A 16,138-nucleotide genomic window follows, 5' to 3' on the forward strand; every position below is an offset into this window, starting at 1 on the left:
GCCACCTCCACAGCTGGCACGAGGTGACATGGCTGTCGTGAAGTGCGAAAAGGTAGAAGCCTAGCCCCACCCCCAGCCCTCAGCCGCTAATTCCCCACCGCACGGCCACCATTGGCGTAGTAGCGGCCCATGAACTCATCGCGGTACTCGAAGAACCGGTCCTCCAGGATCGCCTCTCGGATGTTCTCCACCAGCTGCACCATGAAATACAGGTTGTGAATCGTGCACAGCGTGCCGGCCAGGTACTCCTTGGCCTTCAACAGATGATGCAGGTAGGCCCGGGAATAATTCAGCGAAGTGTAGGAGGGCACCTCCGCGTCCACGGGGCGGAAGTCGTTCTTGAAGCGGGCATTCGTCAAGGTCATTCGGCCATCGAGCGTGTACACACCACCGCGGCGGGCGAGCCTCGTCGGAGCCACGCAGTCAAAGGTGTCAGCACCGGCCTCGACAGCGGCAAAAATATCGTCCGGCTCAGAGATTCCCAGCAGGTGACGGGCGCGGTCGTCGGGAAGCTCGTCGTTGACCCAACCGCAGATCAGGCCCAGATTCTGCTTCTCAATCGCCCCACCAATGCCATAGCCGTGGAAGCCGAGCTGGCCCGCGTCCTCGAACTCGCGGGAGAGCTCCACCAGCCCGCGGGCGGCCTTGCGACGCAGGTCTTCGTACTGCGCACCCTGCACGACACCGAATAACTGCTGGATGGGCAACTGGCCGTCGTCAAGCGAATGGACGTGCGCGTCGACCTGACCGCGCGAAACTGTCAGCTCGTTGTGCGCCTCCAGGCAGCGGCGCGCCCAGCGGTGCGTGCGCTCGACGGATGCCTCCTGGTAGCCGCGGGTGTTCATCAGCGTGGTGAGCTCGTCAAACGCCATCATGATGTCAGCGCCCAGCGCGTGCTGAATACGCATGGATACTTCCGGCGTGAAGCGGTGCTCGGAGCCATCGATGTGCGAGCGGAAAGTCACGCCGTCCTCGTCGACGAACGCGTTGCGCTCCTTGCCCTCGGCGACGATGTCGTCTTTCTGCATGCCGGTGACATCCATCGCGAGGGTCTTCTTAAAGCCCGCGCCGAGGCTGAGCACCTGGAATCCGCCGGAGTCGGTGAACGTCGGGCCGTTCCAGCTGGAGAACTTGGCCAACCCGCCGGCCTGGTCGACGATTTCCTCGCCGGGCTGCAAGTACAGATGGTACGCATTCGACAACATCGCCTGCGCGCCGGTGGACCGCACCTGTTCGGGCGTGAGTGTCTTCACGGTCGCCTTCGTACCGACCGGAATGAACGCCGGCGTAGCAATATCGCCATGCGGGGTGTGGATTGTGCCAGCACGTCCGCGGGCGCCTTCGATTTGCTTTACGACGTCAAAGCCCGTCGTCCTCGACTGCGACATGAAGCTCCTTGGTTGTGGTCCAATGCTAATGCCTTGAGGTTACCTGGGGTGACCTTCGGTGTTAGTCAGCGCTGTCGGTTTCCTCGGGCTGGGTAGCGTTTTCCGGATCCCACACGGCACGGCTACGACGTGGCGCTTCCTCACCGAGGCCTTCGCGCTTCATCAGTTCCGCAACCGTAATCTTCTTCCGCTTGCGAGCCGGGCCGTAGTACGGGCGGACCTCGATGTCCTTGGCATTTTCCGGGTTCGGCTGGGCGTCGGTTGGTTCAGCGGGCGCGGACTGCGTGGGCTGTTCGGTTGGCTCAGCCTGCTCAGGCTGCTCAGTCGGTTCGGTTGGTTCGGTCCACTCAACTGTCTCAACCTGGTCAGCGGGCTGGGCACTCGGCTGCTCAGCCTGGTCAGCAGGATCGATTTCCTCCAGCTTTGTCTTCTTCCGCTTCGGAATCCAGCGGTTACGCTTCTTGGTCGCAACAGCCACCGCAGTGCCACCTGCTGCACCCGCCGCAGCCGCCGCACCCGCTGCAGCGGCTGCGCCCTCTGTACCGGCACCGGCTTCACCATCGGCACTGTCTGCTTCGTCCTCGTCCGCGTCCGTGTCGCCAAAGCCACGCCCGGCGCCTTCGCTTTCGGGCAACAGGGACTCACCTCGAGCCATACGCTCGCGGCGGCCCTTCTCCACCAGCTCCTCGGAAATCTCTTCCAGGGCAGAACCTTCGACATCCACAGACGGCAACACCTTGTCCAGCCACTTCGGCATGTACCAAGTAGCGCGGCCAAGCAGGAACATAGATGCCGGGATGAACGTCATGCGAATAACGAAGGCGTCGAAAAGCACTGCGGCACCCAGCGCGAAGCCGAATACCTTAATAATCGCCAGGGGCTGCCCGGCGAAAGCTGCGAAGACGGAAATCATAATAATCGCAGCGGCAGTGACCACACGAGCGCCGAGAGTAAAGCCCTCAACGACCGATTCTTCGACCGCGTTGTACTTCGACTCTGGTGAGGATTCACCCTTGTTGTGGGTGTAGTGCTCGCGCATTCGAGAGACTAGGAAGACCTGATAGTCCATGGCCAGGCCGAATGTCACGCCGATGAGGAAGATCGGCACGAAGCTGACCAGCGGACCCGGCGTGCTAATCACACCCCAGAGGCCGTCTTGGAAAAATGTCACGGTGACACCGAATGCTGCAGCGACAGAGAGCAAGAAGCCCACACCGGCAGTTACCGGCACCATCAGGGAACGGAAAATCATCAGCAGCAGAATCACGGCGAGGCCCACGACAACACTCAGGTACAAAGGCATTGCGCCCTGGAGGCGGTCGGTGATGTCAATTTCAATAGGAACCAGGCCAGTGACACCGGTGAATAGGCCGGTGGTTTGCTCAATCTGCTTCTGCTGATCGCGCACCGCGTTCATCAGCTGCTTGGTCGCGGGATCGAGCGGACCCGACTTCGGGGTCATAATCATCTTGACCGCAGTGCCGTCGTGATTCATGCCAATCATCTGGATGTGCTCGACACCGATGTTGGACTTGAACTGGTCGACAGCGTAACTATAAGAAGCTTTGCGGGCAGCCTCGATGTCAGAGAGTTCCGGGTTGGTCTGCCTCAGGGACTCGATAAGTGGTTTGAGCACCGGTGCATCGGGCTTCACATCGTCCGACTTGGCAATAATGATGAGCTGAGAATTACGTCCCGCACCGAAGCCCTCTTCAATCATGGTGATGGCCTTGCGGTTCGTGCTGTCCTTAGCCGCAGTAGAGTCGGACGGCAGCGCCAGCTTCAAGTGCATGGCCGGGTAGGCCAATGCCAACAACAGGACGATACAGCCGACCAAGAACAACCCTGGGGCCTTGTGCACGAAAGTGACCCAACGTCGCCCCATCGTCATCTCACCGAAGAAGGAAGAGCGGCGTTCCTTGCGCGGATTACGCGAGGGGTTGCCAGCAACACCGGGCACGCGACCAGCGAAGACCCTGTCCCCCAGCAGAGACATAACTGCCGGCAGCAGGGTCAGAGAGACCAGCACTGTGAAGGCCACCGTGATTGCCGCCGAGATACCCATAAGGGACATGAACGGCACCTTGGCAACCGTCAGCGCTGCCAACGCGACAATCACGGTGAGGCCAGCGAAAACCACGGCGGAGCCCGCCGTACCGGTAGCCATGCCGATGGCATCTTCGTTGGTCATCCCTCGGGCTCTTTCGGCTCTGTAGCGAGAGAGGATGAACAGCGCGTAGTCAATACCGACTGCCAGTCCGAACATCACGGCCAGCACCGGGGTAATCGAGTTGACGTCAGTAAATGCGGTCATCAGCGTCACGCTGAAGACACCGATGATGATGCCCACTACCGCCGTCACAATGGGCAGGAACGAAGCCACCAAAGAACCGAAGGTGACAACCAGCACGATAAACGCCACGGTCACACCGATGATCTCTGAGGTCGGGGCTACTTCAATCGGGGGCTGCATGCCCGGGCCAGAGGCCTCGACCTTGATACCGGCGTCACGACCGGCCTGCATGGCGTCGAGAAGCGCCTGCATATTCTCCGGTTCGATGTCCTGCGGCATCTTGGCGTCGAAAACGAAGGTGGAAATGCCGTAGCGACCGTCCTCGGACACGGTACGCAGGGCATTGGCGTCGGCCTCGGCAACATCCTTGGGCAGGCCGGCAGCCATGCCCTGTTCCTTGACCATCGCCTGCATCTTCGGATTGAGGTCTACCGGGTTGTGGAGTTGCAAATCATCGGAGATTTGGCCGACATTGTCGCGAATGCCATTAATAACCTGGTCAACAGCTTCTTTATTTTGTGGGTCATCGAGCCTCTGCCCCTCGGGAGCCTCGAAGGCGACATAGACACGCTGCTCTCGAATTGGGTTCGGAACATCGGGGAACTTTTCCTCAATCACGTGAGAAGCCGTTGCCGACGGCATGCCGGGGATCGAGAACTGGTCGATGAACCCCTTCTGGAATGCGGCAACTGCACCGCCCAGCCCCGCCAAAATCAGCAACCACGCGATGATCACAGTCCATTTATGCAGGTAGGAGAACCTGCCGAGTTTGAACAAGGCCTTTGCCATGTCAAGTTTCCCTTACGTCTAATATTCGCCTGGACCGCCCCAACTGCCGCTTCCCCCGAGTTCGCGCTAACCAAGCACTCCCTCGGACTTCACCTGCAGTTCGAAGCCTCTTCGCTACTCCGATGCTAGCGACCACCCCGGATTGACCGACGTCAACTCTGGCGCTGGCGTAGTCACTGGGGGCGGGCACGACATAAAAACCGGAAATACTTTTGCTAAGAGTAGCGGACTTCCCGGATAAACGTGAACAATGGGGTGCGTGTTACTGATGTTATTTTTGTGATTTCGGCGCTCCAGGTCAGACGCCTCGCCATTTACCGCTTTACGACGGACACCTCCTGCACCCCCGCCACACCCAGGCAATCTGGGCCGATTAAATGCAAAACCCCCGGGGCTCCTACTTAAAGGAACCACCGGGGGTCTCATTGGCGGTGACGGAGGGATTTGAACCCTCGGTACGGGGTTACCGCACAAAGCATTTCGAGTGCTTCACCTTCGGCCGCTCGGACACGTCACCGCTAGAAAACGTTACAGGTAGCCCCTTTATCTACCAAATCCCCAGGTCAAAAGGCTCAGCTGTCCGCACAGTCGACACCGCCGGTCCTTCGCCAAGCCGTTCACACAGAACCACAACCCCCGCCACCCCAAATCACTCCATCTACTGCACTATCCACTTAAATCACCGCGCTATTCGGGGCAGCCAAAGCCGGCTGAGATATGAAGGAATAGTCTGTAGCTTGAAATCTAGAAACTGAATACACAAGTACAGCCTCACAGAAAGGGTTCTCCCTCATGATTCGTTCCGCCATCATCGGCTACGGCAACTTGGGCCGTAGCGTCGAAAAGGTTATCGCTGATCAGCCGGACATGGAGCTCGTCGGTGTCTTCTCCCGCCGCGATTCGCTGGACACGGAGGCCCGCGTACTCCCGGCGGCGGATGTCGAAAAGTACAAGGACGAGGTAGATGTCCTGTTCGTGTGCCTCGGCTCGGCCACCGATGTCCCGGAGCAGGCCCCTGAGCTGGCAAAGAGCTTTACGACGGTCGACACTTACGACAACCACCACGAGATTCCGAAGCACCGTGCGGCCATGGACGCCGCCGCGCGCGAAGGTGACAACATCGCGATGATTTCGACTGGTTGGGACCCGGGCCTGTTCTCCCTGAACCGCGTCCTGGGCGCTGCCATCCTGCCGGGAGCAGACCAGATGACCTTCTGGGGACCGGGCCTGTCACAGGGCCACTCCGACGCCGTGCGTCGCGTGCCGGGAGTGAAAAAGGGTGTCCAGTACACCAAGCCAAACCCGGAAGCCATCGAGGCCGTAAAGAAGGGCGAGGGTGCAGACCTGAAGGGTAACGAGTGCCACCTGCGCCACTGCTTCGTCGTCGCTGAGGAAACCGGCGACGCCGACGAGGATGCCAAGCTCAAGGAGCAGATTCGCGAAACTATCGTGACCATGCCGGATTACTTTGCCCCATACGAGACCATCGTGGACTTCATCTCTGAAGAGGAGTTCGACCGCGACCACCAGGGCATGCCGCACGGCGGCCAGGTCATTACCCGTGGCCAGGCCGGTACCTCCGGTCACGTCATCGAGTTCGGTCTCGAACTGGAGCGCAACCCCGACTTCACCGCTGCCGTCCAGGTTGCCTACGGTCGCGCTGCCTACCGCCTGAAGCAAGCTGGCGAGACTGGTGCCCGCACCGTCTTCGAGATTGCCCCGTACCTTCTGTCCGCCGAACCACTGGATGACCTGGTAGCTCAGAAGCTGTAGCCAGCCCCAACGCTGACAGCCGGCCAGCGAAACACAAAGAACCCCAACCATCTCCGCATATCAGAAGCGGAAATGGTTGGGGTTATCTCTTCCCGAGAGCTAAAAGCTTTACTTGTCGGTCAGCTTGCCCAGGGCCTCAGTAGCCTTGTCCTTCAGGTCCTCAGCACCCTGCTTGACCTTCGAAGCAGTCTGCTCGCCCTTGCCCTGGTTCTCCAGGTCCTCGTTGCCAACGGCGTCGCCAGCAGCTTCCTTAACCTTGCCGCCCAACTCGTCGGCCTTGTTCTGCAGCTCGCTCATAATGTAAGCCTCCTATGTAAACGACTTAATCTATTTCTATAGAGCCACCGTCTAGCAGCTCCACTGGTTTCGACAGTACGTGAAAATGAAGGTCCGGCACGGCCACAGCGGGAATTGTGACCTAACTGTGATTCCGTTCACTCATCCAACTGCCGTTGCCTTTCGAAGAATTCCCGCAGGTAAACAGAGCATTCGTCGGCAAGCACACCCCCGCGCACCTGTGGCGTGAATGCGTGGGCGGGATCGCGGATGACATCGGCGATAGAGCCGCACGCGCCGGTTTTGGGCGACCACGCGCCGAAGACCACACGCCCCACGCGCCCCATGACGCACGCGCCGGCACACATCACGCACGGCTCGAGCGTGACGACCAACGTGCACTGCTCCAGACGCCAGCCGTCACCGACGGCACGGGTGGCCTCGCGCAGTGCGATGACTTCGGCGTGGGCAAGCGGGTCACCATCCGCTTCCCGACGGTTCGAGCCCCGACCCACAACCCTGCCCTCGGCATCCACGACCACTGCTCCCACAGGTACATCCCCGGGTGCCGTGTGAGCAGCTTCAGCGATAGCCAGGCGCATCCACTCCTCGTCGAGAATGTCCTGTTCGCGGCGGGGAAGAGCACTTGGCCGACCAGCTGGTTGGCCGGCCGCAAGGTCGGTTGGTCGCTCGGTCAGATGACCTTTCTCAGAGTTAGTCGTCATAGGGGTCGTAGTCGTCGTCATCGCCGTCATAATCCAGGTCGGCGACATCGGCGAGCTCCTCGGCACACCCCAGTTCCTCGGCAATGGCCAAGATCTGCTCGGACGCCCACAGCGACTGATCGTCACAGATGGACTCCAGGGCTTCCTCCGAACAGCCCAGGTCAGCGAGGATATCCATATCTCCTTCGGCCCAGGCGTCGACATCGTCGAGCTCGTCCTCGTCGAGGTCGGGGATATCCAGATCCAGCTCGTCGAACACATCTGCCGCAATGTCGTCGGTGACGGCGGCGGTGGCGTCGGAAAGCACAACGCGCAGCGACCCAACGCCCTGGCGCACGAGAATAAAGTAATCGTCGTCGATATTGAGCATTCCGACAGCGGCGCGTTCCGAACGCAGATTGCGCAGCGCCTGTGCAGCGTCGGCGAGGGAATCGGTGGCGTCGTCCCCAAGATCGACGACGCGCCAACCGCGCTCCCCCATAGTTACGGCAACCGCGAAGGAGCGGTCGTCATCGGAGGTGTACCCTCCGGAAAAGGTCGTGCTCATAACCCACAACGCTAGTCGCTGTATGTCATGCTTGTCAGGTGAGCAATTTCGAGTCCCCCTCCCCTGCTTCGTCCTCCCTGTCAGCTGCACAACTACCCGCGGTATGCATCCTCGGTTTGGGCCTCATCGGTGGCTCCATGATGCGCGATCTGCGGGCCCATAACGTCGAATGCTTCGGTTGGAATCGCTCGTCTGCAACGGTCGAGGAAGCCACGAAGGAGGGATTCGATGCCAGCACGGATTTTCAGGCCACTCTCGAACGCGCTGAGGCCAGCGGCGCACTCATCGTGATCGGCACCCCCATGACGGTCGTCGGCGCGATGCTGGATGCCATCAACGAGCACGCCCCCAGCTGTGGCATCACGGATGTGGTCTCCGTGAAGGCCGCCGTCGCCGCCGAGGTCGCCGCGCGTGGCATGGAGGAACGCTTCGTCGGCGCGCACCCGATGGCGGGTTCTGCGCAGGCGGGCTGGTCCGCCACGCTCGAAGGGCTTTTCGACGGCGCCCCCTGGGTCATCACCTACGACCTGGCAGCTGCTACCGATGCTGCGGGCGAGCCCGTCCCGGAGCGCTGGATTGAAGTCTTTTCGCAGGTCGCCAACTTGGGAGCAGCTCTTGGCAGTCAACTCATTCCAGCGCTGAGCGATCACCACGATGCCAGCGTCGCCCGCATCTCCCACATGCCACACCTAGCGGCCTACGCAATTGCCGCCGCCGGTGAAGCCGGTGGCCCCCTGGCCATTTCGCTTGCAGCCGGCTCTTTCCGCGACTGCACCCGCGTCGCCGCCGCTGCTCCTGACATGGTCATGTCCTGGTGTGAGAACAACACCGAACCCGTGCTCACCGCGCTTGACGACGTCATCGAGCGCCTCACCGCCGCGCGCACCCAGTTGGCCACCGAGGGAACCGCTATGGACCTGGCCAAAACCGGTCAGATTGCCCGTGTCCGCTACGAGGCCCGCCCTGCTCACCGCCCGATTTTCCGACTGCGCGTCGGCGAGGGCGGCTGGATCAACCAGTTGAAGTTGGCCGAAAGCGTCGGCGGGCAGATAGATGTGTTCTAGTGTGGAACTATGTTTTCCCCCGAGCTGCACACCAGCCTCGCAGGCATCACTGTCGTCAACTTCGCCATTAACGTACCGGGACCACTGGCCGCTCAGCACTTGGGCCAGCTAGGCGCCCGGGTGATTAAGGTCGAACCACCCACAGGCGACCCGCTCGGTTCCTTCGGCCGCTCCTGGTATGAAGCTATGTCCGCAGGTCACGAGATTATCCAGGCGGATCTGAAGAGCGATGAGGGTCGCGCACAGCTGAGCTCGCTGATCGATGAGGCCGATGTGGTCATCACCTCGGTTCGCCCCTCCGCGCTGGAACGCATGGGGCTGGCGGGCCTCCACGAGCGCCCGAATGGGCCGGTACATATCGACATTGTCGGTGATACCGAAGCTCCAGAAACGCCTGGCCATGACCTGACCTACCAGGCGGAGGCCGGAACCCTCACGCCTCCGGCCATGCCCCCGGTGCTGTTGGGCGACATTCTGGGCGCACACTTTGCGGTCACCGCTGCCCTTGCCGGGTTGATTAAGCGGGCAGGTGCTGGGGCGGACGTCGTAAAGCAGTCTGGACTGCACTGCCGCATCGGCCTGAAGCAGGCTGGTGAGACCGGTACCGCGCCGCTGAAGTACGGCATGACGGCGCCCGGCGGACTACTCGGTGGCGGCCTGTGGACGTACGGCCTCTACCCCAGCGCCGATGGCTACGCGGCCGTGGCAGCGCTGGAGCCGCACTTTGCCGCCGCCCTGACCGAGGCCACTGGCGCGAGCAACCGCGAGGAACTCGCAGCCTTCCTCAGCGAGCGCACCAATGCCGAAATAATGCAGTTTGCCAGCGAAAAAGCGCTACCGCTGGCTGTGGTGGAGTAAGCGGAAAGCTAAAGCCCCGCGCCTCGAGGCGCCGGGGGCCTGGAGCCTTACGCGGTCAACCCCGCGGCCTCCGCGGTGAGCTCTACCGAACGCAGTCGGTCAGGAACCTTCAACGACTGATGAGCCACGATTAGCTCATCCGCCGTCGAGTACTCACCGAACTGCGCAATCTGCTCACGCACCTGCGCCACCGTGCCGACTGCCGTATGACGGAACATATTCTGCACCTGGCGCCCCTGCGGAGTATCCATCAGAATCTCCGCCTCATCGTCAGTGAGATGATGCCCACCGCGGCTGAGGAAACGCCTGACCATGTTCCTGCGGGTAGCGAAGTACTGCTGCTGCGCATCCTCTTCGCTTTCCGACGCAATCACATTCATAGCCGCAAAAGCGTACGGCTTATCCAGCTGCTCAGAAGGCTGGAACTGCTCGCGGTAGACCGCGATGGCATCGCGAAGCGCGTCCGGCGCGAAGTGCGAAGCAAATGCGTACGGCAAGCCGAGCGCCGCCGCGAGCTGAGCACCAAAGAGCGAGGAGCCCAGGATGTACAGCGGCACATGGGTGCCGCGGCCCGGAATCGCGTTGATGCCCTTGATCAGCGACTCGTCGGAAAGGTAACCGCGCAGCTCCTGCACATCCTGCGGGAAGGAATCGGAAGAGCGCGGGTCACGACGCAGCGCACGCATAGTGGCCTGGTCAGTGCCCGGCGCGCGGCCAAGCCCCAGCTCGATGCGATCCGGGTACAGGTTCGCGAGCGTGCCGAACTGCTCCGCGACCGTCAGCGGTGCATGATTCGGCAGCATGACGCCGCCGGAGCCGAGGGTGATGCTCTCAGTTTTTGCAGCCACGGCTGCGATAAGAACGGCCGGCGACGAGGATGCGATGGAGTTCATATTGTGGTGCTCTGCGTACCAAATACGCTGATAACCGGCCTTTTCCGCTGTCTGCGCCAAATCGATGGAGCCCTGTAGGGCGTCGGCGTGGGACTGCCCCGAGGCTACGGTAGCAAGGTCAAGAATGGACTCAGTACGAATCATGGTTCCACAGTCTAGACCGTTAGGCAGATATTGCGAGTTTGAGATGTTTCGAATACTGAGGCGCTGGGGTTTGGGGGTTTGGGGGTTTGGGGTGGCTCGTGGGTGGACGGGCACATGGGTGCGGGTGGCGGTGGCGGTTTGCGGGCACATGGGTGCGGGTGCGGATGGCGGGTGGCGGTGGCAGTTTGCGGGTGCGGGTGCGGATGGCGGGTGGCGGGTGCGGTTTGCGGATGCAGGTGGGCGGAAATGCGAACTTCGTGTCGACTTCACTTACGAAAAAGGCACGAATATTCTAGTTCCCTGCTTGATTCTCCGCTCCGCCCCTCACCTGTCAATTCCGCCCCTCACCTGTCGATGAGATATTCACATATCGATGAGCTATAGCCTGGCCACAAGTGAATAGCTCATCGACATGAGCGCAGGCAGAGCCAATACCGCGCGCATAAGTGCCCGAAAACCATCGACAAGTCGGGCAGACAAAAAGACCCGCACCTTATCGGTGCGGGTCTGCTTTGTGCGCCCGAAGGGATTCGAACCCCTAACCTTCTGATCCGTAGTCAGATGCTCTATCCGTTGAGCTACGGGCGCATTTTGTTGTTATTCAGCGGCTCTGGGGTAATTCCCTCGGCCCCTGCAACGAATAGATACTTTACTCATCCTGCGAAGTTTTACAAAATCGCCTGTTCACGCAACCTTTTTGGGCACTTATTCAAGTACATATTCGTTGCACATTAACAACAGGTTTCGTTGCGGTTACCCCGGTCTAACCGGCCCCCGGAGGCCAGCACCGGCGCGAACCGGAGAAACCGAGGAACTACTCGCCGCGGACCCAGCGGACAGCGTTGCCGAAGATATCCTGCTCACCGATGCCCGGAATGTTGCGCATCAGGCCCTCGCGGAAACGCTCCGGGTGGCCCATCTTGCCCAGAATCCTGCCGTCAGCACTGACAATGCCCTCAATGGCGTAAGAAGAACCGTTCGGGTTGGCTGGCGCTGCCATCGTCGGCACGCCCTCGGCACCACCGTCGGCATCGCCATCAGTATCGACGTACTGGAAAGCGACCTGACCGGCCTCAAACAGTCGGCGAGCCTCGTCCTCGGAAACCACGAAACGGCCCTCACCGTGAGAAACCGGCATGAGGTGGGTCTGGCCCGGCTCGAAACCGCGCAGCCACGGGGAATTCACGGTTGCCACGCGGGTGGTGGCGATGCGGGAAACGTGGCGCAGCTGGCGGTTGTGGGCCAGGGTCGGCGAGTCCTCGCGGAGCTGCGCCGGGTCACCATACGGCAGGAAACCGGACTTGACCAGCGCCTGGAAACCGTTACAAATACCGAGCACGAGACCGTTTCCGGCCACGAACTCCTTGACGGCGGCTGCGACATCGTCGGAACGCAGGAACGCGGCGATGAACTTAGCCGATCCGTCCGGCTCATCACCCAGGGAGAAGCCACCGGAGAACGCCAGGATGTCAGCGTCCTTGAGCTTCTCGATGAACGCCTTCGTGTCCTCCGCCAGCATTGCCGGGGTCAGGTTGCGGATCACGTGGAACTCGTAGGTAGCGCCAGCTGCGACGAATGCCTCGGCCATGTCGTATTCGGAGTTGGTACCCGGGAAGACCGGCAGCAGTACGTGGACATCCTTCTTGCCCGGGCTCTGCAGGTCGGTCTCGGTCTCGTTGACCTGGTTGGCGAACTCCGGCAGGGGCTCGCCCTCGTACTCATTGAGCGGGAAGACCTCGCGGTAACCGGACTCCATCGCCTCCAGGGCCTCCGAAACAGTGAAGGACTCCGCACCGAAGCGCAGCGTGCCCGACTCGTCGGTGGCACCGATCTTCACGGCCCCCGCACCAGCCCCCGCACCAGCACCCTCAACAGCCTGACCAGCCGGAACAGTCACAACGATGGAACCCAGCGGAGCCTCCGTCAGCGATACCTCAAGGCCCACGCCATTGCCCACAGCCATGTTGACCAGAGTCGCGGCCAGATCCGCGTTGGTAACAGCCGAGGCCGCAGCCGGACGCAGCTCACGCACAGCAGCAAACAGTTCATTGAGCTGCTCGTAGTTCGGTTCCCCGGACTCGAGCGGCTTGTGCGCAAACAGGTAGAGGTCGAAGTTACCGGCCGGGATTGCAGCGGACACAGCGTCGGTTTCGTCCATTGCAGCGACCGCAAAGGTCACCAGTGTCGCCGGCACGTGCAGGTCCTCGCCGTAGGTGCCGGACATGGAGTCCTTACCGCCAATGGCCGCAACCTGGAAGCCATCCTGAGCCTCGAGCAGACCGAGCAGAGCCTGCGCAACTTCGCCCCAGCGCTGCGGATCCTGGTCCAGGCGCTGGAAGTACTCCTGCACACTCAGCCAGGCGCCGCGCGGATCGCCACCGGCCGCTGCGAGCTTAGCCAGTGCCTCCACGACGGAGTAGGAGCCCATGAGGTACGGGGACTCGTCGGCAAGCGATGGCGAGTAACCCCAAGTCATGACGGACGCGGTGCTCGTGCCGCCATCGACCGGCAGCGTCTGGATCGACGCCTGCTCGTCGGTTTTCTGCGTCGCACCACCGTATGGCATGAGCACGGTGGAGCGGCCGACGGTCGAGTCGAACTGCTCGATCATGCCCTCCTGGGAGCCCGCCGTCGCCGCACGCAGCGACTCCAGCACGCTCGCCGGTGCCTGCTTTACGACGCCGCCCTCCGCAGCAACCATCTCGACGTTCTGGGCGCGGTCAGCGCCGTTGGTGTCGATGAACTCACGGGAGAGGTCGAAGACAACCTCGTCGCCCATGAACATGCGCAGACGGCCGGTGTCGGTGATATCTGCCAGCGCGACTGCCTCGATGTTCTCTTCGGCAGCGGCGGCGATGATGAAGTCGGCGTCCTCCGGGCGCACGACCAGCGCCATGCGCTCCTGGGACTCGGAAATTGCAATCTCGCGAGCATTCAGACCGGCGTACTTCAGTGGCACGCGCTCGAGGTGAATGTCAATGGAGTCAGCCAGCTCACCGACCGCAACGGACACGCCACCAGCGCCGAAGTCATTACAGCGGACAATCTTGGTAGCGACATCCTCGCGGCGGAACAGGCGCTGAATCTTGCGCTCGTTGACCGGGTTACCCTTCTGCACCTCGGCGCCGGAGCGGCCCAGCGAGTCCTCATCGTGGGCCTTCGACGAGCCGGTCGCACCGCCGACGCCGTCACGGCCGGTGCGGCCACCGAGCATGATCACCACATCGCCCGGCGCAGGCTCAAGGCGCTTGACGTTGTCTGCCGGGGCAGCGGCGACGACGGCACCGAGTTCCATTCGCTTAGCGACGTATCCCGGGTGGACCAGCTCGCGCACACCAGTGGTGGCCAGACCGATCTGGTTGCCGTAAGAGGAGTAGCCGGCTGCGGCACGAGAGGAAATATCGCGCTGTGGCAGCTTGCCCTCGAGGGTCTGCTCGCGCGGGGTGTTGATGTCACCTGCGCCGGACAGACGCATGGCCTGATAGACCCAGGAACGGCCTGACAGCGGGTCACGGATCGCGCCGCCGAGACAGGTGGAGGCACCACCGAACGGCTCGATCTCGGTCGGGTGGTTGTGGGTCTCGTTCTTGAACATGAGGAGCCACTTGCGGTCATCGCCCTCGACGTCGACATAGACGGAGCAGGCGTTGATTTCCTCGGAAACTTCCTGGTCATCCATAACGCCCGTGCGACGCAGTTCGCGGCCCATGATGGTGCCCATATCCATCAGGGTGCGTGGCTTGTGAGTGCGGCCGTTGAGTTCACGCAGCTCGTCGTAGCGACGCAGCGCGCGATCCAACTGCGCGGCAAAGCGCGGCTCGTTGTTCTCGATGGAGGTCAGCTCGGTGTTGAAGGTGGTGTGGCGGCAGTGGTCTGACCAGTAGGTATCCAGTGCGGACAGCTCCACCTCGGTCGGAGTGCGGCCCTCGGAGCGGAAGTAGTCCTGGATGGTCTTCAGATCGGCCAGCGACATGGCCATGCCGTCGGCTGCGAGCAGCTCGGCCAGGCCTTCGTCATCCAGCTCTGTGAAGCCCGGGTACTCCTTCAGCGGCTCAATCTCGCCCATGCTCGGACGGCGCAGGACGCTCAGGTTCTTCTCCCCCGACTCGACCGGGTTAATGAGGAAGGAGCGTACGGCGTCATTCACCGGAGAGTCGAAAACATACAGCGTTGCCGAGGTGATCTGCGCGCGGGTTTCCGGGCGGAGTAGACGCAGGGCCTGCTCGGCGGCATCGGCACGCTGGTCGTACTGGCCAGGAAGAGGCTCGACAGCAAGGTAGTTCCCCAGCTCGGCGGGGGCCGGGAGCTCGACCAGCTCGTCGACACGCGAATCAGCAACTACCGACTCACGCAGCGCGACGAGGTCCTCCTCCGTCGCATCGAAAGCATCGTAGAGATAGTAGATTGCCACCTCACCGTCCTGGCCGATCGAGGACAGCAGCGTAGCTTCCTCATTGCGGAACTCGGGCTTACGGCGAACGGCTAGACGGGCGTCCATCAAGGCTCCTATCGAAATACGGGGAGGGCAACCGGGGTTCAAGTCTATTCCAACTGTTCAGGATAGGAAAATGTCCCTCGGTACGCGAGGCGGCGCGGGGCGGAAGCCCCGATTGACCAAGTACAAGGCCAGGCTAATCGGATTCGGCCAGGCAAAGGCTGCGCGGGGGTGTTGGAGGTACGGCCGTGGCGGCTCAGGGAGGTGGTGAGTCGGGCGGCAGGTCCGGGTTGGTGCCTGTTGCTGCGCGTTGCTGAAGCAAGGGAGCTGGTTCGTTGTCTTATCGATGCATAGTTCACCCATCGATTCGCTATAGCCTGGCCACAAGTGAACAGCGCATCGACAAGTGCACACGTAGCACCCACAGCGCGCGCATAAGTGGCGCAAAACCATCGACAGGTCACGAGAAACCATCGATAAGTGACCGAACCCTGGCCACAAGTGAAGGATCGCGCTGCCCCGCCCCGCAATGCCTCGGCTCGCGCTGCACTGCCAGGTAATAAAAACAAAAAGACCCGCACCTACAAGGTGCGGGTCTACATGGTGCGCCCGAAGGGATTCGAACCCCTAACCTTCTGATCCGTAGTCAGATGCTCTATCCGTTGAGCTACGGGCGCGTGTGGCGGAGGCGAGAGGATTCGAACCTCCGGCCCGTCGCAAGACAGGCAACTCCTTAGCAGGGAGCCCCATTCGGCCGCTCTGGCACGCCTCCAAAACCACTGGCATCGATCCCGCTTCAGCAAAGCTGTTCGCCATTGCGTTGACAAGACCAAATAACCGCAGCCAATCCTACAGAACACAAGAATTGAAAAGCAAAACACCCGCGAAGCCACCGAATACGGCACCACAAATAGCGACCACACCTTGGGATTTTGCGGGGATTTTGTACTGCC

The 16,138-nt window shown here is 61.5% G+C and carries 10 protein-coding genes and 4 tRNA genes; 3 read left to right on the forward strand and 11 right to left on the reverse strand.

The features are described 5' to 3' along the window. Positions 1-86: 86 nt before the first annotated feature. The 3 genes from tgt to HMPREF2860_RS07455 form a co-directional block, all read right to left on the reverse strand. On the reverse strand, positions 87-1,388 hold the full coding sequence (gene tgt / locus HMPREF2860_RS07445) for a tRNA guanosine(34) transglycosylase Tgt (protein ID WP_070628723.1): 1,302 nt from the start codon (positions 1,386-1,388) through the stop codon (positions 87-89). A gap of 61 nt (positions 1,389-1,449) precedes the next feature. Then, the gene (locus HMPREF2860_RS07450; protein WP_070628724.1) at positions 1,450-4,470 is read right to left on the reverse strand and encodes an MMPL family transporter; all 3,021 of its coding nucleotides are present in this window, start codon (positions 4,468-4,470) and stop codon (positions 1,450-1,452) included. Between the two features lie 426 nt (positions 4,471-4,896). Then, a tRNA-Ser gene (locus HMPREF2860_RS07455) sits at positions 4,897-4,987 on the reverse strand. A gap of 275 nt (positions 4,988-5,262) precedes the next feature. On the opposite strand from HMPREF2860_RS07455, the gene HMPREF2860_RS07460 reads away from it, so the two are divergent. Then, positions 5,263-6,243 (forward strand): diaminopimelate dehydrogenase, encoded by a 981-nt coding sequence (locus HMPREF2860_RS07460; RefSeq protein ID WP_070429202.1) that lies wholly within the window; start codon positions 5,263-5,265, stop codon positions 6,241-6,243. Between the two features lie 108 nt (positions 6,244-6,351). Here the strand turns inward: HMPREF2860_RS07460 and HMPREF2860_RS07465 are convergent, their stop codons facing one another. The 3 genes from HMPREF2860_RS07465 to HMPREF2860_RS07475 form a co-directional block, all read right to left on the reverse strand. Continuing rightward, positions 6,352-6,540 (reverse strand): CsbD family protein, encoded by a 189-nt coding sequence (locus tag HMPREF2860_RS07465; protein WP_048759178.1) that lies wholly within the window; start codon positions 6,538-6,540, stop codon positions 6,352-6,354. A 137-nt stretch (positions 6,541-6,677) separates the two neighbouring features. Further along, positions 6,678-7,121 carry a nucleoside deaminase gene (locus tag HMPREF2860_RS07470; protein ID WP_048759248.1) on the reverse strand — a complete coding sequence of 148 codons (444 nt, stop codon included), beginning with the start codon at positions 7,119-7,121 and terminating at the stop codon, positions 6,678-6,680. Between the two features lie 112 nt (positions 7,122-7,233). Further along, positions 7,234-7,791 carry a tRNA adenosine deaminase-associated protein gene (locus HMPREF2860_RS07475; protein ID WP_049172449.1) on the reverse strand — a complete coding sequence of 186 codons (558 nt, stop codon included), beginning with the start codon at positions 7,789-7,791 and terminating at the stop codon, positions 7,234-7,236. Between the two features lie 38 nt (positions 7,792-7,829). Here HMPREF2860_RS07475 and HMPREF2860_RS07480 point away from each other — a divergent pair, with 38 nt between their 5' ends. Both HMPREF2860_RS07480 and HMPREF2860_RS07485 read left to right on the forward strand, forming a co-directional pair. Continuing rightward, positions 7,830-8,855 (forward strand): prephenate dehydrogenase, encoded by a 1,026-nt coding sequence (locus HMPREF2860_RS07480; protein WP_038627304.1) that lies wholly within the window; start codon positions 7,830-7,832, stop codon positions 8,853-8,855. Between the two features lie 9 nt (positions 8,856-8,864). Continuing rightward, the gene (locus tag HMPREF2860_RS07485; protein ID WP_070628725.1) at positions 8,865-9,713 is read left to right on the forward strand and encodes a CoA transferase; all 849 of its coding nucleotides are present in this window, start codon (positions 8,865-8,867) and stop codon (positions 9,711-9,713) included. Between the two features lie 47 nt (positions 9,714-9,760). On the opposite strand, the gene HMPREF2860_RS07490 is transcribed toward HMPREF2860_RS07485, so the two are convergent. From HMPREF2860_RS07490 to HMPREF2860_RS07510, 5 genes are all read right to left on the reverse strand, one after another. Next, on the reverse strand, positions 9,761-10,750 hold the full coding sequence (locus HMPREF2860_RS07490; RefSeq protein WP_070601690.1) for an LLM class flavin-dependent oxidoreductase: 990 nt from the start codon (positions 10,748-10,750) through the stop codon (positions 9,761-9,763). A gap of 515 nt (positions 10,751-11,265) precedes the next feature. Continuing rightward, positions 11,266-11,338: transfer RNA gene (locus tag HMPREF2860_RS07495), tRNA-Arg, on the reverse strand. A gap of 226 nt (positions 11,339-11,564) precedes the next feature. Further along, positions 11,565-15,248: a phosphoribosylformylglycinamidine synthase gene (locus tag HMPREF2860_RS07500; RefSeq protein ID WP_070628726.1), complete on the reverse strand. Its 3,684-nt coding sequence runs from the start codon at positions 15,246-15,248 to the stop codon at positions 11,565-11,567. Between the two features lie 538 nt (positions 15,249-15,786). Then, positions 15,787-15,862 (reverse strand) — tRNA-Arg (locus HMPREF2860_RS07505). 3 nt (positions 15,863-15,865) lie between these two features. Next, positions 15,866-15,957, reverse strand: a tRNA-Ser gene (locus tag HMPREF2860_RS07510). Between the last annotated feature and the right edge of the window lie 181 nt (positions 15,958-16,138).

Origin of the sequence: Corynebacterium sp. HMSC064E10, assembly GCF_001812505.1 — a bacterium.
Classification (GTDB): domain Bacteria; phylum Actinomycetota; class Actinomycetes; order Mycobacteriales; family Mycobacteriaceae; genus Corynebacterium; species Corynebacterium amycolatum.

What these genes read in the sequence shown, in the direction of transcription:
- tgt (WP_070628723.1), bottom strand. Translation starts at nt 1,388, where the DNA reads ATGTCGCAGTCGAGGACGACGGGCTTTGACGTCGTAAAGCAAATCGAA.
- HMPREF2860_RS07450 (WP_070628724.1), bottom strand. Translation starts at nt 4,470, where the DNA reads ATGGCAAAGGCCTTGTTCAAACTCGGCAGGTTCTCCTACCTGCATAAA.
- HMPREF2860_RS07460 (WP_070429202.1), top strand. Translation starts at nt 5,263, where the DNA reads ATGATTCGTTCCGCCATCATCGGCTACGGCAACTTGGGCCGTAGCGTC.
- HMPREF2860_RS07465 (WP_048759178.1), bottom strand. Translation starts at nt 6,540, where the DNA reads ATGAGCGAGCTGCAGAACAAGGCCGACGAGTTGGGCGGCAAGGTTAAG.
- HMPREF2860_RS07470 (WP_048759248.1), bottom strand. Translation starts at nt 7,121, where the DNA reads ATGCGCCTGGCTATCGCTGAAGCTGCTCACACGGCACCCGGGGATGTA.
- HMPREF2860_RS07475 (WP_049172449.1), bottom strand. Translation starts at nt 7,791, where the DNA reads ATGAGCACGACCTTTTCCGGAGGGTACACCTCCGATGACGACCGCTCC.
- HMPREF2860_RS07485 (WP_070628725.1), top strand. Translation starts at nt 8,865, where the DNA reads ATGTTTTCCCCCGAGCTGCACACCAGCCTCGCAGGCATCACTGTCGTC.
- HMPREF2860_RS07490 (WP_070601690.1), bottom strand. Translation starts at nt 10,750, where the DNA reads ATGATTCGTACTGAGTCCATTCTTGACCTTGCTACCGTAGCCTCGGGG.
- HMPREF2860_RS07500 (WP_070628726.1), bottom strand. Translation starts at nt 15,248, where the DNA reads ATGGACGCCCGTCTAGCCGTTCGCCGTAAGCCCGAGTTCCGCAATGAG.